18 protein-coding genes are annotated in these 21,636 nt (G+C 45.3%); 15 read left to right on the top strand and 3 right to left on the bottom strand.

Annotation, left to right across the window (positions count from 1 at the left end):
- The first annotated feature begins 5 nt into the window (after positions 1 to 5).
- Entirely contained in the window at positions 6 to 2,354 is a 2,349-nt protein-coding gene (locus ACK1LH_RS14715; protein ID WP_411333477.1) for a DNA internalization-related competence protein ComEC/Rec2, read from the top strand.
- A 36-nt stretch (positions 2,355 to 2,390) separates the two neighbouring features.
- Here ACK1LH_RS14715 and ACK1LH_RS14710 read toward each other — a convergent pair whose 3' ends face one another.
- Entirely contained in the window at positions 2,391 to 2,525 is a 135-nt protein-coding gene (locus ACK1LH_RS14710; protein ID WP_029279532.1) for a YqzM family protein, read from the bottom strand.
- A 294-nt stretch (positions 2,526 to 2,819) separates the two neighbouring features.
- On the opposite strand from ACK1LH_RS14710, the gene holA reads away from it, so the two are divergent.
- Positions 2,820 to 3,848: a DNA polymerase III subunit delta gene (holA, locus tag ACK1LH_RS14705; RefSeq protein ID WP_029279534.1), complete on the top strand. Its 1,029-nt coding sequence runs from the start codon at positions 2,820 to 2,822 to the stop codon at positions 3,846 to 3,848.
- Between the two features lie 35 nt (positions 3,849 to 3,883).
- Here holA and rpsT read toward each other — a convergent pair whose 3' ends face one another.
- The gene (rpsT, locus tag ACK1LH_RS14700; RefSeq protein WP_029279536.1) at positions 3,884 to 4,150 is read right to left on the bottom strand and encodes a 30S ribosomal protein S20; all 267 of its coding nucleotides are present in this window, start codon (positions 4,148 to 4,150) and stop codon (positions 3,884 to 3,886) included.
- Positions 4,151 to 4,354: 204 nt separating this feature from the next.
- Between rpsT and gpr the strand changes: the two genes are divergently transcribed.
- The 13 genes from gpr to deoC all read left to right on the top strand — a co-directional run bounded on the left by gpr (position 4,355) and on the right by deoC (position 20,485).
- Complete coding sequence (gene gpr, locus ACK1LH_RS14695) at positions 4,355 to 5,473, top strand: GPR endopeptidase (protein WP_029279538.1); 1,119 nt, start codon at positions 4,355 to 4,357, stop codon at positions 5,471 to 5,473.
- 68 nt (positions 5,474 to 5,541) lie between these two features.
- Positions 5,542 to 6,741, top strand: a complete 1,200-nt coding sequence (gene spoIIP, locus ACK1LH_RS14690) for a stage II sporulation protein P (protein ID WP_411333476.1) — start codon at positions 5,542 to 5,544, stop codon at positions 6,739 to 6,741.
- Positions 6,742 to 6,765: 24 nt separating this feature from the next.
- Positions 6,766 to 7,107: a YqxA family protein gene (locus ACK1LH_RS14685; RefSeq protein ID WP_029279542.1), complete on the top strand. Its 342-nt coding sequence runs from the start codon at positions 6,766 to 6,768 to the stop codon at positions 7,105 to 7,107.
- Between the two features lie 624 nt (positions 7,108 to 7,731).
- The gene (lepA, locus tag ACK1LH_RS14680; protein ID WP_411335106.1) at positions 7,732 to 9,555 is read left to right on the top strand and encodes a translation elongation factor 4; all 1,824 of its coding nucleotides are present in this window, start codon (positions 7,732 to 7,734) and stop codon (positions 9,553 to 9,555) included.
- A 96-nt stretch (positions 9,556 to 9,651) separates the two neighbouring features.
- Positions 9,652 to 10,809 carry a radical SAM family heme chaperone HemW gene (hemW, locus tag ACK1LH_RS14675; protein ID WP_029279548.1) on the top strand — a complete coding sequence of 386 codons (1,158 nt, stop codon included), beginning with the start codon at positions 9,652 to 9,654 and terminating at the stop codon, positions 10,807 to 10,809.
- 143 nt (positions 10,810 to 10,952) lie between these two features.
- Positions 10,953 to 11,981, top strand: a complete 1,029-nt coding sequence (hrcA, locus tag ACK1LH_RS14670; protein WP_029279550.1) for a heat-inducible transcriptional repressor HrcA — start codon at positions 10,953 to 10,955, stop codon at positions 11,979 to 11,981.
- Between the two features lie 85 nt (positions 11,982 to 12,066).
- The gene (grpE, locus tag ACK1LH_RS14665; protein WP_029279552.1) at positions 12,067 to 12,663 is read left to right on the top strand and encodes a nucleotide exchange factor GrpE; all 597 of its coding nucleotides are present in this window, start codon (positions 12,067 to 12,069) and stop codon (positions 12,661 to 12,663) included.
- A gap of 25 nt (positions 12,664 to 12,688) precedes the next feature.
- On the top strand, positions 12,689 to 14,518 hold the full coding sequence (dnaK, locus tag ACK1LH_RS14660) for a molecular chaperone DnaK (protein WP_029279554.1): 1,830 nt from the start codon (positions 12,689 to 12,691) through the stop codon (positions 14,516 to 14,518).
- 567 nt (positions 14,519 to 15,085) lie between these two features.
- Positions 15,086 to 16,201 (top strand): molecular chaperone DnaJ, encoded by a 1,116-nt coding sequence (gene dnaJ, locus ACK1LH_RS14655; protein WP_029279556.1) that lies wholly within the window; start codon positions 15,086 to 15,088, stop codon positions 16,199 to 16,201.
- Positions 16,202 to 16,221: 20 nt separating this feature from the next.
- Complete coding sequence (gene prmA, locus ACK1LH_RS14650) at positions 16,222 to 17,160, top strand: 50S ribosomal protein L11 methyltransferase (RefSeq protein ID WP_029279558.1); 939 nt, start codon at positions 16,222 to 16,224, stop codon at positions 17,158 to 17,160.
- 13 nt (positions 17,161 to 17,173) lie between these two features.
- Positions 17,174 to 17,929 (top strand): 16S rRNA (uracil(1498)-N(3))-methyltransferase, encoded by a 756-nt coding sequence (locus tag ACK1LH_RS14645; RefSeq protein ID WP_029279561.1) that lies wholly within the window; start codon positions 17,174 to 17,176, stop codon positions 17,927 to 17,929.
- Between the two features lie 5 nt (positions 17,930 to 17,934).
- Positions 17,935 to 19,293, top strand: a complete 1,359-nt coding sequence (gene mtaB, locus ACK1LH_RS14640) for a tRNA (N(6)-L-threonylcarbamoyladenosine(37)-C(2))-methylthiotransferase MtaB (protein ID WP_029279562.1) — start codon at positions 17,935 to 17,937, stop codon at positions 19,291 to 19,293.
- A gap of 520 nt (positions 19,294 to 19,813) precedes the next feature.
- Entirely contained in the window at positions 19,814 to 20,485 is a 672-nt protein-coding gene (gene deoC, locus ACK1LH_RS14635; RefSeq protein ID WP_029279563.1) for a deoxyribose-phosphate aldolase, read from the top strand.
- Between the two features lie 39 nt (positions 20,486 to 20,524).
- On the opposite strand, the gene ACK1LH_RS14630 is transcribed toward deoC, so the two are convergent.
- Positions 20,525 to 21,472, bottom strand: a complete 948-nt coding sequence (locus ACK1LH_RS14630) for a Na/Pi symporter (RefSeq protein ID WP_029279566.1) — start codon at positions 21,470 to 21,472, stop codon at positions 20,525 to 20,527.
- Positions 21,473 to 21,636 lie beyond the last annotated feature (164 nt).

The following is a 21,636-nucleotide window of genomic DNA, read 5'->3' as shown; positions in this document are numbered from 1 at the left end:
ATATCTTGCAGATTTCTAAAATAAGCTATCAGGGAAGGCTTATCTATTTTGCGGCAGCATCCGGTTTAGGTGTTGCTGCTGCAAAATCTCCTGATCATCCCCAAATGCTCATATTGGTGTTTTTCTTCTTTTCCTGCCTACTCTTTCGTAAAAAAAAGACCCTCTTCGTTCTTACACTTCTCACGTTTATCTTCTTTACCATTCATTTCACCCAAACCGACAATCGAAATGTTTCACAATTTACAGAAGGCAGAACAGTTCTCCGCGCATCCTTTTCAGAGCCGCCTGAGTTTGACGGAAATCAGATGAAAGGCGTAATTCATGCCCATGGGGAAAAGCTGTCTGCCGTTTATTTCGTTCAGTCTGAAGGGGAACTTATGAACCTGTCCAAACAGATTGAAGCAGGCACCTCCTGCACATTTAACGGCCATCTGACGCATCCATTAAAAGCGACTGTCCCTAATGCGTTTGACTATCATGATTACTTGAAAAACAGCAGAATCCATTGGGTTATGACCCCTGATTCGATCAAAGACTGCAGCGGCGGGGCTTCCTCTTTTTTCGAAAAGCTGGCTGAGTACAGAGCAAAGGGAATTCAGTTTGCTGCCGAGGAATTTTCTCCCCAGTCAAGAGGCATTGCTGCGGCTCTGCTTTTTGGATACAGGGAGTATATTCCAGATGAGATCAACAAAGCATACCGCGATTTGGGCATCATCCATTTGCTGGCGATTTCAGGACTGCATGTCAGCATTCTTGTTTCCTGCATTTACTTCATTCTCATACGCTCAGGTGTGACCCATGAATGGGCTGCCCGTATTCTTCTTTTGCTGCTTCCCGTATACAGCCTGCTTGCAGGCGGGGCTCCGTCTGTCCTGAGAGCTGCCGGCATGAGCATGATCTATCTCGCCGTTAAACAGCTGAGAATAAAGCTCACAGCTGCAGATGCGATTTCCATTGCATGTATTGTGATGCTTGCCGCAGATCCCTATTATTTATTTAACATCGGTTTTCAGCTGTCCTTCGCAGTCAGTCTTGCCCTTCTTTTATCCGTTAAAATCATTTCCTCATTTTCAAGCCGTCTGCATCAGCTCACAGCTGTATCAGTGATTGCGCAGGCTTCCTCACTTCCAATCATCCTGCAAAGCTTTTATCAGGTGTCAGCAGTAAGTGTGCTTGTGAATCTGCTGTTTGTGCCATTTTATTCAGCGGTCGTTCTTCCTCTTTGCCTGGGCTCTTTTCTTTTAAAGGCAGCTGTTCCTTCTGCAGGAACCGTGCTGATTGGAGTGACTGATGCCGTCATTGCCATCAGCAATGATGCTGCGCTGCTTGCAGGCAGCAGATATTCTTTTATGCTTGTATTCGGGAAGCCATCATGGCTGGTGCTTTCTCTTTACACGGTCCTGTTTTGCTTTGCAGCTGTGGCATTTGAAAAGCACTTCCTTTTCAGCAGGCTGAAAGGGGCGGCGGCAGCCGTTTTTCTGCTTCTCTTCCTTCAGCATCAATTTGCACACTTCCAGGCAGAAGGAGAGGTTGTCATTCTGGATGTCGGTCAGGGTGATTCCATATACGTGTCTGCGCCTTATAATCAGGGAACCTATCTGATTGATACCGGAGGCATTCTCTCGTTCAGCAGGGAAGCCTGGCAGGAAAAACGGTCGTCCTACTCCATAGCCGAGGATACGCTGGTGCCGTTTTTAAAATCTAAAGGTAAAAAGACGCTTGATAAGCTGATTTTGACTCATGGGGATGCGGACCATGCAGGGGAAGCGCTGAAACTGCTGCGGGAAGTAGAGGTAAAGGAAATCGTCGTTCCAAAAGGATTTATAAGAGGGGACTTTGAAAAAGAAATTGTGGAGGAAGCTTTGGCAAAAGGGATAAAAATAACCGCTCTTGGAAGCGGAGATGTTATGGATGACAAATACTTCAAGTGGAAAGTATTATCACCTGCAGAGATTACAGACAGTGAAAACGATGATTCGCTTGTTCTGTACGCGGAAATAGGTGGTCTGAAGTGGATTTTTACCGGTGATCTTGAACATGACGGGGAGAAGCGGATCCTTGAAGCCTACAGGGGATTACGGGCGGATGTGCTGAAAATTGGCCATCACGGAAGTAAAGGCTCCACTTCTGTTCCTTTTCTTCAGCAGCTGCAGCCCAAGATCGCCCTGATTTCGGCCGGAAGGAAGAACAGATACAATCATCCCCATCCGGATGTGCTGAAACTCCTTGAGCAAAATGGGACCAAAACATACCGCACGGACCGGGATGGGTCAATTGCTTATAAATTTAAGGGGGACAATGGAACATTTTCTATCCACCCTCCATACGATAGCGTATCAGGAAAGGAAAAATGAAAAAGAGACTGCCCGGCAGCCTCTATGTAAGGGTTGTCATGAACCGATTAACTTAATAACAGTTGCCATGATGAAGATCGTGGCGAAAAAACCAAATGATACAACAAATCCCACTCCAGAGTCTACAGCGTCGTTGCGTTTACTTTGAACATTCTTTTCAAATTCATTCACAATTTACCCCTCCTATTATGCCTTATAGTATAAGTCAAATCCGCCAAAAAATCTATCATTTTCCAATCGGCCATTTGTCAACACTTTACACCTATAGAAAGATGGGGGCAAGAGGACACTATAAGAAATCAGATCGATCGCCAGCCAGTATGTGGAACCCGGGTCATATGCGGCGGCGTTTATATAAATCAGGGGACTTGTCATCAGGTTCCCTGTTCCATTTGGCTTTTTCTCTTGAAAAAAAAGCAAAGGACCTATACGATGAGAGAAGCATGATGGAAACTGGGTGATTACATGGTAGTAAATGTCTGGAAAGACCTGAAAAATAAAAAGCTTAAGCCTGTATATCTTCTGCTGGGCAAGGAATCTTATCTTCTTCAGGAAACCCTTCAGCTGATCATAGATGCTGCACTGGAACCGTCCGAAATGGATTTTAATCTTGCGCAGTACGATTTGTCGGAAACGCTGCTTGAAGCTGCAATAGAAGATGCTGAAACGCTTCCGTTTCTCGGTGAGCGGAGAGTGGTTATTTTAAAAAACCCGGCGTTTTTAACTAGTGAGAAAAAGAAGGAAAAGCTTGAGCACCGCATTGAAAAACTTGAGGAGTACGTAAACTCCCCTGCACCTTATACCGTTCTTGTGATTGCAGCTCCGTATGAAAAGCTTGATGAACGGAAAAAAATCACAAAAGCCCTGAAAAAAACTGCTGAAACGGTGGAAATGAACGGATTTTCAGAAGGCGATACGAAAAAATGGATGAATGAACTGGCGGAAACGCATGGCATCACTCTGCAAAACGAGGCCCGGGACATGCTCTATATGCTGACTGCCGGAAATCTTATGGCCATCTCGCAGGAGCTTTCAAAACTGAGTACATATACAGGTGAAGGCGGAACCATTACAGCGGACACAGTATCGTCTTTAGTGGCAAGAACACTTGAGCAGAATATTTTTGAACTAATTGAAAAGGTCGTCCGCAAAGACCGGGCAAACGCGATGCAGATCTTTTATGACCTGCTGAAAGCAAATGAAGAACCGATTAAAATTCTGTCCCTTCTGATCAATCAGTTCAGGCTCCTGCTGCAGGCGAAAGAGCTTGCTGCACTTGGGTACGGACAGCAGCAGATAGCAGGAAACCTCAAAGTGCATCCTTTCAGAGTCAAGCTTGCTCTGGGGCAGGCGCAGCTGTTTCAAAGCAGCGAGCTTACAGCCATCATAAATGAGCTGGCAGAAGCTGATTATGTCATGAAAACGGGAAAGATGGATAAGAAATTGACCATTGAACTGTTTCTTCTGAAGCTATTTAACAGAAAAAATGCATAAAAAAATCCTCTTCCCGTGAAGAGGATTTTTTTGCATTATGCTGAAAGACCGTTTACAGATTTCGTTAAACGAGATTTGTAACGAGCAGCAGCGTTTTTGTGGATAAGTCCACTTTGAGCAGCTTTGTCAATTCTTTTAGCAGCTACAGATAGTGCAGCTTTAGCATTGTCAGCATCGTTGTTAACAATAAGAGCTTCTACTCTTTTGATAGCAGTACGCATAGCAGATTTGATTGTAGCGTTGTGTGCATTGCGCTCAGCGTTCGTTTTTGTGCGTTTGATCGCAGATTTGATGTTTGGCATTCGTTTCACCTCCTAAAAAGCATTCGAGATCTATTATACTCGATATTTTCATCAACAATAAGAACAAGTGATATTTTATCAAACGGGCATATAGAATGCAATATAATTGTAAAGGAAAATCTCGCAGCTGTTTTCCGCCTGGAATGAAACGGTCCAAAACCGGTAAAAATAAGGAATAAATCTAATTTGCCAGGAGGAAAACACGTGAAAGAATCATTGGATCTAAGCAAGTATTCAGTCCGGACAGATTTAGCCATTGAAGCGAAGGGGATGGCAGATGAGTCCAGAACTCCCGAACAGAAGGCGAAATCTCCCGAAATAGAAGGTGTCATAGTTAAAGAGAGGGATGAGAACGGCATCAAAATAACATCTCTTCAAATAACAGAACAGGGAGCAGAGCTGACCGGCAAAAAACCAGGCAATTATCTGACGCTTGAAGTTCAGGGCATACGCCAGAAAGACACAGCCCTCCAGGATCAGGTTGTTGATGTCTTTGCAAAAGAGTTCAGCCAGTTTATGGAGGGGCTGAACATATCGAAAGACGCAAGCTGTCTTGTTGTCGGTCTTGGAAACTGGAATGTGACGCCTGATTCGCTTGGACCGCAGGTTGTGGAAAATCTCCTGGTGACCCGGCATCTGTTTAAACTGCAGCCTGAAAATGTTCAGGAAGGGTTCAGGCCGGTCAGCGCCATATCCCCCGGAGTTATGGGGATTACAGGCATTGAAACTAGTGACATCATTACAGGCATCATTGATAAAAGCAAGCCTGATTTTGTCATTGCCATCGATGCTCTTGCGGCGCGCTCGATTGAACGTGTGAACACGACCATACAAATATCAGACACGGGCATCCATCCGGGTTCAGGTGTAGGAAACAAACGCAAGGAACTCAGCATGGATACGCTTGGCATACCGGTTATTGCACTCGGCATTCCAACGGTAGTGGATGCCGTATCCATTACAAGCGATACCATCGATTTTATTTTAAAGCATTTCGGCAGAGAGATGAGAGAAGGGGACAAACCTTCAAAAGCATTAACACCTGCAGGAATGACATTTGGCAAAAAGAAAGTTCTTACTGATGAAGATATGCCGTCGGATGAACACAGACAGCAGTTTCTCGGAGTGATCGGCACGCTTGAAGATGAAGAAAAAAGAAGACTCATTCATGAGGTGCTCTCTCCGCTCGGGCATAATCTGATGGTAACACCGAAAGAAGTGGATACCTTTATTGAAGACATGGCGACCGTCGTTGCCAACGGCCTGAACGAAGCACTTCACCAGCAAGTGGACAAAGGAAACGCAAGATCATATACCCATTGAAAAACAGTCTATTTTCTCCTTCTGCTGCATATAGTTTAGCAGGCAGGCTTTAAGGAGGAAAAAGAAAGATGAAGCACTTTCGTCAAACTCGCGGTATTGTTGTCACTCTAAACGGGACAAGCTTGAAAAAAGGATTCGCACTAGGCTTTACTTTGTTTATGCTCGTGTTTTTGCTCTCAGGCGCACTGACCTCGCTCAAGCCTGAATACAGGATTACTTCAAAATCAATAAACGAACTGACAAGCAATATTAACGGACAGGCATTCATTCACCTGCTTGGTTTTGAAAACCGTTATTTCATAAAGGATCTTCCTAAAGAAACGAAGCTTCCGAGCGTGTCATCCCTGTTTTTTAAAGCGGCAACAAGCATTAATCCCGACGACCCTCGCAGTCTTCTTGGTAGAGAGCTTCCGGGTTTTACTCTCTTTGACAGTGAAATTTTAGTTGCCGGCGAAGGAACCGACTATACAACCATGCCGATTGAATCTCCTCCTCCAACAGAAGTGCTGCTTGAAGAGAGGGAGGCTTCAATAGCTGATCTGAAGGGAGCAGGCGAGGAGCCTGACCAGGCAAAAACCCCGCCGGTCGAAACGACAGGTGACCGGAAAGTTGTCTATATTTATCACACTCATACAACAGAATCCTATCTGCCTATGCTGAAAAATGTGAAGAACCCAAACAGCGCCTATCACTCAGAAGCTAATGTAACCCTTGTAGGCGACAGGCTTGGGAAAGCACTTCAAGACAAGGGAATTGGGACAAATGTTGATAAAACGAATTTTATGAAAAAGCTGAATGAAAAGGGATGGTCCTTCACCAAAGCATACACAATGTCAAGGCCGACGGTGGAAACTGCAATGGCTTCAAACAAAGAAATTGAGTATGTCATTGATATTCACCGGGATTCACAGCCTTACAATATTACAACTGCGACCATCGGCGGCAAAAAATATGCACGAGTAGCCTTTATTATCGGAGGGAAAAACCCCTTTCATGATAAAAATGCACAGCTAGCATCAGAGCTTCATAAATCGATCGAAAGCAAGTATCCGGGACTTAGCCGAGGTGTACTTGTGAAAAAATCTCAGAAGTCAAACAGCCTCTATAATCAGGATCTTTCGCAAAACGCCATGCTCATCGAATTTGGCGGAGTCGATAATAACCTTGAAGAACTGAACAGAACAGCGGATGCTGTGGCAGACATTTTTGCAGATTATTACTGGCAGGCTGAAAAAGTAAATGCAGCGCCTGCCGCTGAGAAAAAATAAGCAATCAGATTAGAGGGACGTACGATGATAAAATTCATGCTGAAGTGCTTTGTCCTATGCTCGGTTCTTCTTTTTGGGGTTCTGTTCGGCATGCAGCAGGCAAACCACGGCCTCGTCAAAATGAAAGGCTATGAAGACCCGAAGTTAAGCAGCGCTTTTGAGGTGAAAAATGATGCATCAGGCGAACTCGAAGCTTCTGTCCTCGGAAACACACACAACCTTGAAGAAAAGCAGCAAAAGCTCGAAGACATGGAAGCTTTCAACTTCTTTTCCCAGCTGGGAAAGACATTTGCCTCGTTTGCGAGTGCTGTCATTACAGGCCTGATCAGCTTTTTGGCAGGCATGGTTGAAAGCCTGTTTCAATAAGGGGGATACTGCATAAGATGGAGGGAAGCGGGCAGCTGCTTTCCTTTTTTTTGTTTGGGGATTATGAAGGGCAGAAGTGAAAAGTTTATTGAGCCCTTAAGATGCTTGATGATCGCTGAAGGGCGAAAACCGGGGACGAATGTGCCCTTCAGGGAAAAGGAAGTAAGCTGAAGGGCGAAAACCAGGCAGGAATGTGCCCTTCAGAGAAGAGGAAGCAAGCTGAAGGGTGAAAACCGGGGACGAATGTGCCCTTCAGAGAAGAGGAAGCAAGCTGAAGGGCGAAAACCAGGCAGGAATGTGCCCTTCAGAGAAGAGGAAGTGAACTGAAGGGAGAAGACAAGGCAAGAATGTGCCCTTCAGAGAAGAAGAAGTAAGTTGTAGGGCATAATCCAGATACAAATTGTTGAGATTCCGCTTTTCGGTGAAGTCCAGCTCCATCGCCCAACTCCTCTGTCAGAACGGAACCGTCGGCAAAGGCAAAAAGCGCCTTTACCGCCGTTTCCTTATCTGACTCCCGGAGCTGCCCGGGCGATTCCGCTTTTCGGTGTTGAATGTTCCCCCCCCTATTGTTATAATCAAAGTTAGTGCATTGGCCAGTTTAGTAGGAGTGATAGAACGATTATGATGAATAAAGACGATAAATTAAAGAGGCAGTCCAAGATCCGCAACTTCTCAATCATTGCTCATATTGACCATGGGAAGTCAACGCTAGCCGACCGGATTCTTGAGAAGACGTCTGCTTTGACTCAGAGAGAAATGAAAAATCAGCTTCTTGACTCAATGGACCTTGAGCGAGAACGCGGCATTACGATCAAGCTTAATGCTGTTCAGCTGCGATATAAAGCAAAAGACGGGGAAGAGTACATCTTCCATTTGATCGATACCCCGGGACATGTTGACTTTACATACGAGGTATCCCGTAGCCTTGCTGCTTGCGAAGGTGCGGTTCTCGTTGTAGATGCAGCCCAGGGTATTGAAGCTCAGACGCTTGCAAACGTGTATCTGGCGCTTGACAATGATCTTGAGATTTTGCCGATTATCAATAAGATTGATCTTCCGAGCGCAGACCCTGAGCGTGTGCGTCAGGAGATTGAGGATGTAATTGGACTTGACGCCTCAGAGGCTGTTCTTGCTTCAGCTAAAGCTGGCATCGGTATTGAAGAAATTCTGGAGCAGGTTGTGGAGAAGGTTCCGGCTCCAACAGGGGATCCTGATGCTCCTCTTAAAGCGCTGATCTTTGACTCGCTTTATGATGCATACCGCGGAGTTGTAGCCTATATCCGTGTCGTTGAGGGAACCGTTAAAGTCGGCCAGAAGATTAAAATGATGGCAACAGGCAAAGAGTTTGAAGTGACGGAAGTTGGCGTATTTACGCCAAAGCCTGTACTCATGGACGAACTGAATGTCGGTGACGTAGGATTTTTAACGGCTGCGATTAAAAACGTGGGAGACACACGTGTCGGTGATACCATTACGGATGCAAAAAACAGTGCCACTGAGGCGCTTCCGGGATACCGGAAACTGAATCCAATGGTATACTGCGGACTTTACCCGATTGATACAGCAAAATACAATGACCTTCGCGAAGCGCTTGAAAAGCTTGAGCTCAACGATTCTGCTCTGCAATTTGAGCCGGAAACGTCACAGGCACTTGGTTTCGGCTTCCGCTGCGGATTCCTTGGGCTCCTTCATATGGAGATTATTCAGGAGCGGATCGAACGCGAATTTAAAATTGACCTGATCACAACCGCACCGAGTGTTATTTATAATGTTTTCCTTACAGACGGAACGGATGTCCGTGTTGACAATCCGTCAAACCTGCCTGATCCGCAGAAGATTGACCGGATCGAGGAACCGTATGTAAAAGCAACCGTTATGGTGCCGAACGATTACGTTGGAGCGGTTATGGAGCTTTGCCAGATTAAGCGCGGCAATTTCATTGACATGCAGTATCTTGATGAGAACCGTGTCAGCATTATTTATGAGCTGCCGCTTTCAGAGATTGTCTATGACTTCTTCGACCAGCTCAAATCCAATACAAAAGGATATGCCTCTTTTGATTACGAGCTGATTGGATACAAAGAATCCAAGCTTGTGAAAATGGATATTCTGTTAAATAACGAAAAAATTGATGCCCTTTCGTTCATTGTGCATAAAGACTCGGCCTATGACCGCGGGAAAATCATTGTTGAAAAACTGAAAGAACTGATTCCCCGCCAGCAGTTCGAAGTTCCGATTCAGGCGGCAATTGGACAGAAGGTTGTGGCGCGCTCGACGATTAAAGCGATGCGCAAAAACGTTCTTGCCAAGTGCTACGGAGGGGATATCTCACGTAAGCGTAAGCTTCTTGAGAAGCAAAAAGAAGGTAAAAAGCGGATGAAAACGGTTGGTTCTGTTGAAGTTCCGCAGGAAGCCTTCATGGCGGTCCTCAAAATGGATGACAACTAATCAAATGATTTTGAGTCCCCGGAAATCTGTGATATTGTAAGAAAAAACTACTGCCGCAGTCGTGTACTGCGGCTTCTTTATTAGAAGGTGAGAAATATGGTTCAGGCAGCATATTTTCATATTCCATTCTGCGAACAAATCTGTCACTACTGCGATTTTAATAAAGTCTTTTTAAAAAATCAGCCTGTAGACGAGTATTTGGACAGCATGCACAAGGAAATGAAAAACACAGTAAAAAAAACACCGGCAGACCGACTTAAAACCATCTTTATAGGCGGCGGCACACCGACAGCCCTGAATGAGTTTCAGATGGAGAAGCTGCTTACGTCCATTGCTGAAGAATTTCCGGTTGGAGGTCTTCATGAATATGCTGCAGAAGCAAATCCCGGTGAAGTCTCCTTGGAAAAACTGAAAATCATGAAAGAACTTGGAGTAAACAGACTGAGCTTTGGCGTGCAGACGTTTAATGACAGGCTGCTTGAAAAAATAGGCCGCAGCCACAGGTCTGAAGATGTGATGAAAACAATTGGCCTTGCAGAAAAAGCGGGCTTTGACAATATCAGCATTGACTTAATGTATGGATTGCCCGGGCAGACGATGGATGATTTTAAAGAAACCCTTCACACAGCGTTCAGTCTTGATGTTCAGCACTATTCGTCCTATTCGCTGATCGTGGAGCCTAAAACCGTTTTCTATAATTTAATGTCCAAAGGAAAACTTCTTCTTCCTCCTCAGGAAGAAGAGGCAGCCATGTATGAGCTGCTAATGGAGGAAATGGACAAGCACGGTTTCGCACAGTATGAAATCAGCAATTTTGCAAAGCCCGGTTATGAAAGCATGCATAATCTGACGTACTGGAACAATGAAGAGTATTTCGGAATCGGTGCAGGCGCCCATAGCTATGGAGGCGGAGTACGCCGTGCCAATGCAGGACCGCTGAAAAAATACATGTCTTTAGTTGAAGAAGAAGGATTTCCGTATACGAGTGAGCACATCGTGTCTAAAGCGGAAGCAATGGAAGAAGAAATGTTTCTTGGGCTGAGAAAATCCGCCGGAGTGAGCCGTGCCAGGTTTTATGAAAAATTTGGCATGCGCATGGAGCAGGTTTTTGGACAGCAGATAAAGGAACAGATTGCTAATGGACTGATTGAAGAAAACGGAGACTTCCTCTCGCTCACACACAAGGGCAAGCTTCTTGGAAACGAAGTGTTCCAGGCGTTTTTAGGGGTTATTCCTGAAAAGGACGGACAGTAATCAGTTCTTTTCTTCCTCTTTGTATTTTTGCCTGATCTGGCATGAGAATTTCGTCTAAATAATTGACATTTCACGAGTGATTTGATACTTTTTATTATAGATTTAGCACTCACACATACAGAGTGCTAACAGAGGTGATGATAATGCTAACAGATCGTCAGCTTTTAATCCTTCAGGTCATTGTGGATGATTTTATTCAGTCTGCACAGCCTGTAGGCTCCAGGACCTTGTCCAAAAAGGATTCGATCACGTTCAGTTCGGCTACCATCCGCAATGAGATGGCCGATCTTGAGGATATGGGGTTTATTGAGAAAACACATAGTTCCTCTGGAAGAGTTCCTTCTGAAAAGGGGTACCGCTACTATGTCGACAACCTTCTTGCACCGCAGAAGCTATCGAATATGGATGTTGTCACAATTAAATCTGTGTTTGCAGAACGTATATTTGAACTTGAAAAAGTCGTTCAGAAATCTGCGCAGATCTTATCGGATCTGACAAACTATACATCGATTATTCTCGGTCCAAAGGTGAACGAAAACCGGCTCAAGCGCATTCAGATCGTTCCAATCAATGACGATACGGCTGTTGCCATTATCGTGACAAATACCGGACATGTAGAGAACAGAACGATTTCGTTTCCCGAAAGCATAGCTCCCCAGGATATTGAGAAGATGGTCAATATTTTAAATGAGAGGCTCTTTAATGTGCCGATTGTGGAGCTGCATGACAAAATCTATAAAGAAATCGTCAGTCTCCTGAAAAATCATATCCAGAATTATGACGCTGTCATGAAGGTGCTTACTGGAACGTTTACGCTGAACAGCAATGAAAAGATCTATTTCGGCGGAAAGACAAACATGCTCAGTCAGCCTGAATTCAATGACATCTCAAGGGTCAGAACGCTGCTTACGATGATTGAACAGGAACAGGAACTATACAATATTTTAAATGCCAACGATTCAGGCATAACAATTAAAATTGGCAAAGAGAATGAAAATATCGCAATGGAAAACTGCAGCCTGATCACCGCAACCTACTCCGTTGACAACAGGCAGATCGGCCGCATTGCCGTGCTTGGCCCGACGAGAATGGAATATTCGCGGGTTATCAGCCTGCTGCAGAGAGTGACAAAAGACATGTCCAAGGCGCTGACAAATTTGTATCACTCGTAAAACAATTGTCCATATTGTAAGAGAGCGGAAAAACCGTTTTCCGCTCCTTTCCATGATGTTTATCCTTTAAGGGAGGTGAAAGAAATTGACTAACGAAGCAAAAGAAAGCTTAAAAGAAAATGGGGCAGCCGGGCAAGAAGAAACAGTGATCAGCCAGGAAGAAGAGGCAGCTGAAGCTCAGGCCGGCCAGGAGGAAGCTCAGGAGCAGGATTCAGGCGAGTTATCTGATGCGAAAGCTAAAATTGAGGAGCTTGAAGCAAAGCTCAGCGATACAGAAAACCGCATGTACCGTCTTCAGGCGGATTTAGATAACTTCAGAAGACGTGCCCGCCTTGATATGGAATCTGCTCAAAAGTATCGTTCTCAAAATCTCATTACCGACATTCTGCCAGCTCTTGATAACTTTGAAAGAGCGTTAAAAATAGATACAGATGACGAAAAAACACAGTCTCTGCTGCAAGGCATGGATATGGTATACCGCCAGCTGATCCAGGCACTTCAAAACGAAGGCGCTGAAGCCATTCAGGCAGAAGGCCAGCCGTTTGACCCGCATCTTCACCAGGCTGTCATGCAGGTGGAAGATGAGAATTTTGAAGCGGGAACGGTTATTGAAGAGTTCCAAAAAGGGTATAAGCTAAAAGACCGCATCATCAGACCAGCAATGGTGAAAGTGAATCAATAAACTACATATCAGGAGGTTTTCTACGATGGGGAAAATTATCGGCATCGATTTAGGTACTACAAACTCATGTGTCGCTGTATTAGAAGGCGGCGAACCTAAGGTTATTCCAAACGCAGAAGGCAACCGCACGACTCCTTCAGTCGTTGCATTCAAAAATGGCGAGCGTCAGGTTGGGGAAGTTGCGAAGCGTCAGTCAATCACAAACCCTAACACAATCATGTCCATTAAACGCCACATGGGTACAGACTACAAAGTAGAGGTTGAGGGCAAAGAAAATACGCCTCAGCAAATCTCTGCAATCATCCTTCAGCATCTGAAAGCTTATGCAGAAGACTATCTTGGCGAGCCTGTAACGAAAGCCGTTATTACTGTTCCTGCATACTTCAATGATGCAGAGCGCCAGGCTACTAAAGATGCAGGTAAAATCGCTGGTCTTGAAGTAGAGCGCATCATCAACGAACCAACTGCTGCAGCACTTGCATATGGTTTGGATAAAACAGATCAGGATCAGACGATTCTTGTATACGACCTTGGCGGCGGTACATTTGACGTTTCTGTTCTTGAACTTGGCGACGGAGTATTTGAAGTACGCTCAACTGCAGGTGACAACCGTCTTGGCGGAGATGACTTTGACCAAGTGATTATTGACTACCTTACAGCTGAATTCAAAAAAGAAAACGGCATTGATCTTTCTAAAGACAAAATGGCTCTTCAGCGTCTTAAAGATGCAGCTGAAAAAGCGAAAAAAGATCTTTCAGGCGTTTCATCTACACAAATCTCACTTCCATTCATTACAGCTGGAGAAGCTGGACCGCTTCACCTGGAAGTAACATTATCAAGAGCTAAATTTGAAGAGCTTTCTTCAAACCTTGTTGAAAGAACAATGGGACCGGTTCGCCAGTCTCTTAAAGATGCAGGTCTATCTAAATCAGAAATCGATAAAGTTATCCTTGTCGGCGGATCAACGCGTATTCCTGCCGTTGTGGAAGCAATCAAAAAAGAGCTTGGCCAGGAGCCGTCAAAAGGCGTTAACCCTGACGAAGTAGTGGCGCTTGGAGCAGCAATTCAGGGCGGCGTTATTACTGGAGACGTTAAAGATGTTGTTCTTCTTGACGTAACTCCGCTTTCACTAGGAATTGAAACAATGGGCGGCGTGTTCACGAAATTAATCGAGCGCAACACGACGATTCCAACAAGCAAATCCCAAGTGTTCTCAACAGCTGCAGACAGCCAGACAGCTGTAGACATTCACGTTCTTCAAGGTGAGCGTCCAATGTCAGCAGACAACAAAACGCTTGGCCGTTTCCAGCTTACTGACATTCCGCCGGCACCGCGCGGAGTACCTCAAATCGAAGTATCATTCGATATTGATAAAAACGGTATCGTAAACGTGCGTGCAAAAGATCTTGGAACAAATAAAGAGCAGGCGATCACAATCAAGTCTTCTACAGGCCTGAGCGATGACGAGATCGAACGCATGGTAAAAGAAGCAGAAGAAAATGCTGAAGCAGATAAATTGCGCAAAGAAGAAGTAGAACTTCGCAATGAAGCAGATCAGCTTGTCTTCGCAACAGAAAAGACACTGAAAGATCTTGAAGGCAAAGTGGACGAAGCGGAAGTTGCTAAAGCAAATGAAGCAAAAGACGCTTTAAAAGCAGCCATTGAGAAAAACGAACTTGAAGAAATCAAAATGAAAAAAGACGAGCTTCAGGAAATCGTTCAGCAGCTGTCAATGAAACTGTACGAAGAAGCTGCAAAACAGCAGCAGGGTGCTGAAGGTGCACAAGGCGCTTCCAACCAGGACGACAATGTCGTTGATGCAGAATACGAAGAAGTAAATGACGACAAGAAATAAATGTCGCCATCCCGAAAGTCAAAGTCAGGCTTGTCTTGACTTTGGCTTTTTTTGATGAGGCTCTTTTCGCAGATAATGTTGCTTTAGTGTGAATCCGTCAAACTCCAGTGGATTGCAGCGGAAGGCACTTGCCTCCTTGTCCAGCTGCAGCGCCCAACTCCTCTGTCAGAACAAAATCCCCCAAAAAGTCAAACCCGGACTTTTCGGGTGATTTCTTATCTGACTGCTGGAGCAAAACGGGCACTTCCGCTTTTCTGGGGCATAAAGAGGGCACTGAAGATCCCGCAAGCGCAGCGAGGAAGCTTCAGGCACTCCCCGCGGTAATCTTGTGACTGGAGCGGAAAGGAACGGGTACGATTGCAAAAACAGCACTCTATGCGAAAGCAATCTTCAATCTGCAAAGAGCGCGTGCTGACAAGGTGTTCATTTTTTATTGAGAAACAAAGACACTTTCAGCTGCCAAGAATAATGTATAGGTACAGAATGACCCCCACAAACATTATCTTGCAATCATGCCAAATCGAGTGATACAATTTACTTTATGTGAGAATTCGGGAGTGAGCAATTATGAGCAAGCGTGATTACTATGAAGTGCTTGGAGTAAGTAAGAGCGCGTCTAAGGATGAGATGAAAAAAGCGTACCGCAAGCTGTCAAAAAAATATCATCCTGATATTAACAAAGAAGCAGACGCTTCAGATAAATTTAAAGAAATTACAGAAGCATACGAAGTCCTTTCTGACGACCAAAAACGGGCTCAATACGATCAATTCGGCCATGCTGATCCAAATCAGGGCTTTGGCGGTTCTGACTTTGGCGGAGGATTCGGCGGTTTTGACGATATCTTCAGCTCTATTTTCGGAGGCGGAAGAAGACGCGACCCTAACGCGCCGAGACAGGGTGCAGACCTGCAGTATACAATGACGATTGCCTTTGAAGAAGCTGTATTCGGCAAGGAAACAACCATCGAAATTCCGCGTGAAGAAACATGTGACACGTGTGACGGATCCGGAGCCAAGCCCGGAACAAAACCTGAAACCTGTTCGCACTGCAGCGGTTCAGGCCAGCTGAACGTTGAACAGAACACGCCATTTGGAAGAATTGTCAACCGCAGAGTATGTCATTACTGCAGCGGGACAGGCAAACAAATCAAGCACAAATGTTCAACATGCGGCGGAGCCGGAAAGGTGCAGAAGCGCAAGAAAATATCGGTTAAGATTCCTGCCGGTGTTGATGACGGCCAGCAGCTGAGAGTATCCGGACAGGGTGAGCCAGGCGTAAACGGCGGTCCAGCAGGAGACCTTTATGTTGTCTTTAATGTAAGGCCTCATGAGTTTTTCGAACGCAACGGCGATGACATATACTGCGAAATGCCTCTCACATTTGCACAGGCTGCTCTTGGAGATGAAATTGAGGTTCCGACCCTTCACGGCAAAGTGAAGCTGAAGGTGCCTGCAGGTACACAAACGGGCACCAAATTCCGCATGAAGGGCAAAGGCGTCGCGAATGTGCGCGGCTATGGCCAGGGAGATCAGCACATTGTTATCCGGGTGCTTACACCTACTAATATTAATGAAAAACAAAAAGAACTGCTGCGCGAATTTGCTGAAATGAGCGGCGGCAGACCGGATGAGCATGAAGAAAGTTTTTTTGATAAAGTGAAACGTGCTTTCAAGGGTGAATAAACAGAAGTGGAGCTGGTAGAATGAAATGGTCTGAGTTAAGTATTCATACAACACAGGAAGCGGTTGAGCCGATTTCCAATATCCTGCATGAGGCGGGAGCTAGCGGAGTCGTAATTGAAGATCAGATGGATCTGTTAAAAGAGCGCGAAAGTGTGTATGGAGAAATCTACCACCTCAATTCTGATGATTATCCTGATGAAGGTGTTATTATTAAAGCATATCTTCCCGTAAACAGTTTTCTCGGGGAAACGGTGGAAGAAATTAAAGAAGCTGTGAACAATCTGCTTATTCATGATATTGATTTAGGGAAGAATGATATATCAATCAGTGAAGTGAATGAGGAAGAATGGGCTACAGCCTGGAAGAAGTACTACCACCCTGTCAAAATTTCAGAGCGGTTCACAATTGTTCCAACATGGGAAACCTATACTCCCGTCCATTCGGATGAGCTCATCATTGAGCTTGATCCTGGAATGGCATTTGGCACAGGAACACATCCGACGACCGTTTTATGCATTCAGGCGCTTGAGCGCTCTGTAAAAGAAAATGACACGGTTGTCGATGTCGGTACCGGTTCAGGCGTTCTAAGCATTGCATCCGCAATGCTTGGGGCAAAACATGTACAGGCAATGGATCTTGATCCGGTTGCAGTAGATGCGGCACGGCTTAATACAAAGCTCAACAAAGTGCATGAAACTGTCACGGTTACACAGAACAACCTCCTGAACGGTGTCGAAGGGCCGGTTGATGTTGTTGTTGCGAATATTTTGGCTGAAGTCATTCTGCGATTTGCAGGTGACGCCAATCAAATCCTGAAGCAGGACGGATTATTCATTACTTCAGGCATTATCCTAAACAAAAAGGCAGAAGTCAGGAACGGCCTGATTGAAGCCGGTTTTGAGATTGAAGAAACAGTGGTCATGGAAGACTGGGTGGCCTTTATCGCCAGAAAAAAATAAGAGGTGCTCATCGGTGCAGCGTTATTTTATCGAGGAAACAAAAGAAAATAGTCCATCCAGAATAACCATCACGGGAGACGATGTTCATCACATCTCCCGTGTCATGCGTATGAAGCCCGGCAATGAAATTGTCTGCTGTACAGCAGACGGTTTTTCTGCGCTGTGTGAAATCGCAGAGCTTCACGAAGATGCGGTTGTATGTTCTGTCCTGGAATGGCAGGATGCGGACAATGAACTGCCTGTGAAGGTCACGATTGCGAGCGGGCTGCCTAAAGGGGATAAGCTCGAGTGGATTTTCCAAAAGGGCACTGAGCTTGGTGCTTCTTCGTTTATCCCTTTTAATGCTGCCCGTTCCGTTGTCAAGCTTGATGAAAAAAAAGCAGGCAAGAAAGCGGACCGCTGGAGAAAGATCGTGAAAGAAGCTTCAGAGCAATCGTACAGGAATGTGATTCCCGATGTTTCTGAGCCTCAAAGTTTTAAAGAGCTTTTAAGACATTCAGAGTCTTATGATTATAAAATTGCCGCTTACGAGGAATCAGCCAAAACAGGCGAGATGTCGAACCTTGCAAAGGTGCTGCAGTCGTGCAGTCCGGGGCAGTCGGTTCTTGCTGTGTTTGGACCGGAAGGCGGCCTGACGAAAGAAGAAACAGAGCAGCTGACAGCCGCAGGATTCAACCTTTGCGGACTTGGGCCAAGAATTTTAAGGACGGAAACGGCTCCTCTATACCTTTTGTCTGCTGTTTCCTATCATTTTGAATTATCGAGGTGAATCCCATGCCAACAGTAGCTTTTCATACACTTGGCTGTAAAGTAAATCATTACGAAACAGAAGCGATCTGGCAGCTGTTCAAAGAATCAGGCTATGAGCGGTCTGAATTTGAAAGCAAAGCAGACGTATATGTTATTAATACATGCACCGTTACAAATACGGGCGATAAAAAAAGCCGCCAGGTCATCCGCCGCGCCATCAGAAAAAATCCGGACGGCGTCATCTGTGTAACCGGCTGTTATGCACAAACTTCTCCTGCTGAAATTATGGCTATTCCAGGAGTCGATATTGTAGTTGGAACATCCGACCGCATTAAAATGCTTGATTATATCGAGCAGTTCAAAAAAGAAAGACAGCCAATCAACGGCGTCAGCAACATCATGAAGGCGCGCGTCTATGAAGAACTGGACGTTCCTGCCTTCACAGACCGCACACGTGCTTCCCTGAAAATCCAGGAAGGGTGCAATAACTTCTGCACATTCTGCATTATTCCTTGGGCACGCGGACTCATGCGTTCACGAGACCCTGAGGAAGTCATCAATCAGGCTCAGCAGCTTGTTGATGCAGGGTACAAAGAAATTGTTCTGACCGGCATTCACACAGGCGGATACGGCGAAGATATGAAAGATTACAACTTTGCGATGCTTCTCCGCGATCTTGATGCACGGGTAAAAGGACTGAAACGCATCCGGATTTCATCTATTGAAGCAAGCCAAATTACAGACGAAGTGATTGAAGTACTGGATCAGTCGGACAAAATTGTCCGTCATCTGCACATTCCTATTCAATCCGCTTCAAACACAGTGCTGAAAAGAATGAGACGCAAGTACACAATGGAATTTTTCGCAGAGCGTCTGACGCGCCTGAAACAAGCGCTGCCGGGCCTTGCTGTTACATCTGACGTCATTGTCGGCTTCCCTGGCGAAACAGAAGAAGAATTCATGGAAACCTACAACTTTATTAAAGAACACAAATTTTCCGAGCTTCACGTATTCCCGTACTCGAAACGTACCGGAACACCTGCTGCAAGAATGGAAGATCAGGTGGACGAAGAGATTAAAAACGAACGCGTTCATCAGCTGATTGCACTGTCAGACCAGCTTGCAAAAGAATATGCTTCAGATTACGAAGGAGAAGTACTTGAGGTCATTCCTGAAGAAGAGTACAAAGAATCTCCCGAGAGCGGCCTTTATGTAGGATATACTGACAACTATCTGAAAGTCGTATTCCCGGCTTCTGAAGAAATGGTCGGCAAAATCGTAAAAGTAAAAATCACAAAAGCAGGCTACCCGTACTCAGAAGGACAATTCGTCCGCGTCATGGACGAAGACACCACAGCTGAAGCGGTCCGCCAAATTTCATAAACAGCAAAAGAAAAATCCGAACTGGGAATTACTTAGTTCGGATTTTTTTCTTTTGAAAGGCTCCTAAAAGTAAAGTTTTATTTTAGAGAGTACTTACGTTTTAGCGAGCGAAATTAAAACTCCAGTGGACTGCAGCGGAAGGCACTTGACTCCATGTCCAGCTGCAGCGCCCAACTCCTCTGTCAGAACAAAATCCCCCAAAAAGTCAAACCCGGACTTTTCGGGTGATTTCTTATCTGACTGCCGGAGTAAAACGGGCGCTTCCGCTTTTCTGGGGGATAAAGAGGGCACTGAAGATCCCGCAAGCGCAGCGAGGAAGCTTCAGGCACTCCCCGCGGAAAGCAAGTGACTGGAGCGAAAGGGAGCGGGTACAAATACAAACCCAATTGAAAAGAATTACCGAAAGCAGGTTTATAATTATTTTCCCGGTGTAAATTAAACTTGTACTCGTATTTCAATCAAAAAAATGATAAGATGTAAGAGGTCAGACGACTATAATAATGGAAAAGGGGTAGTACATATGTCAGTAAACATTGGCAGTATGATTGACCATACGGCTTTAAAGCCTGAAACAACTAAATCACAAATCGAAACATTATGCGCAGAAGCGAAAGAATATAAATTTGCATCTGTCTGTGTAAACCCGACTTGGGTTGAAACAGCAGCAGCCCTTCTAAAAGGCACAGAAGTAAAAGTTTGCACAGTAATCGGTTTCCCGCTTGGAGCATCTACTCCTGAAACGAAAGCATTTGAAACAGGCGATGCAATTGCAAAAGGTGCAACTGAAGTAGACATGGTCATCAACATCGGTGCCCTAAAAGACAAAAACGATGAGCTTGTTGAGCGTGACATCCGCGCAGTTGTCGATGCAGCTAAAGGAAAAGCGCTTACGAAGGTAATCATTGAATCATGCCTTCTGACTGACGAAGAAAAAGTCAGAGCATGCGAGCTTTCTGTAAAAGCAGGAGCTGACTTTGTTAAAACATCTACTGGCTTCTCAACTGGAGGCGCAACTGTAGAAGACATCGCTCTTATGCGCAAAACAGTAGGCCCTGATATCGGCGTTAAAGCTTCAGGCGGAGTCCGTGACCGTGCAGGTGCAATGGCTATGGTTGAAGCAGGCGCTACGCGCATCGGTGCAAGTGCTGGAATTGCCATTGTAAATGGTGAAACGTCAACTTCAGATTATTAATAACAGCAAAAAGCTGACGGAGAAATCCGGCAGCTTTTTTTAATGCTTTCTATTAACAAACCTGGCGGAAGACTCCACAAATCTTCCGAATGGTTCAGCAAAAGGAAGGACGGCAATCGAACTGACGACATTGAACACGAGACTGAAATGGGCCAGCTGCAAATCAGGCTCGGCTGCAAAATGCTCTGCAATACCGCTGCAGAAAGCAATAAATGGATAAAAGGCAGCGACTCCAAGGACATTGAGCCAGACATGGGCATAGGCTGTCAGTTTGGCTTCATGCCCGGCTCCGGCTGATGCCATCAAACCGGTGATGCACGTTCCGATATTAGCTCCGAGAATGTAGGCTATGCCGGCGCTGAGAGTCAGTAGGTCTGCATTCATAAAGCTCATAATGATGCCTGCGGCTGCAGCGCTTGAGTGAATGATGGCAGTCAAAACTGTGCCGCCAAGCACTCCTGCAAACGCATGGGTGTTTGAATACAGCAGCAGTTCACTTACGGTCTCAAGGTGCGATAGAGGTTCTGCAAGCTTGCCAAACCCGGACATGGATAAAAACAGCAGGCCAAGCCCGGAAAGAATTCCGCTGATCCTGAGAAGGGACTGCCTTTTCATCATCGCACCCGCTAAAAAGAAAAGTAATCCCCCGCCTATCATGGGGAAAATCAGTGATCCAAGGTCCAGTGTGATCAGCTGAGTCGTAAAAGTCGACCCGATATTCGTTCCCAATATGATGCCGATGGTTTGTCTGAATGTAATGATACCCGCAGAGACCAGCCCGATCACAATGACCATAACAGCTGAACTGCTCTGCAGAATACCGGTAAAAACAATGCCTGCAAGAAACGCTTTGAACGGGTGATCTATACAGGCAAACACCCAGCTTCTCATAGTGCTTCCTGATAAAATGGAAAGACCGTTTTTAAGTATTTGCATACCTGTCAGAAAGAAAAGTAAATACAGCAAAAAGAACATTGCAGCCGCCATGTGCTCACCTCTTCTTCACACTATATGGACAAGCGCGCAGAATCATGACAGAAATACTATGGACAAACGATTGTTCTTTAGAAGTTTTTTTATATAAGTTGACCTCTGAGGCACGTTATATTATAATGGCAAAGTACATGTTTTCTTTAAACATGTTTATTAAA

The organism is Metabacillus indicus, assembly GCF_046603695.1.
In the GTDB taxonomy this organism is placed as follows: domain Bacteria; phylum Bacillota; class Bacilli; order Bacillales; family Bacillaceae; genus Bacillus_P; species Bacillus_P indicus.
The sequence above is the reverse complement of the archived record's forward strand: the minus strand, read 5'-3'. Positions and strand labels throughout refer to the sequence as shown.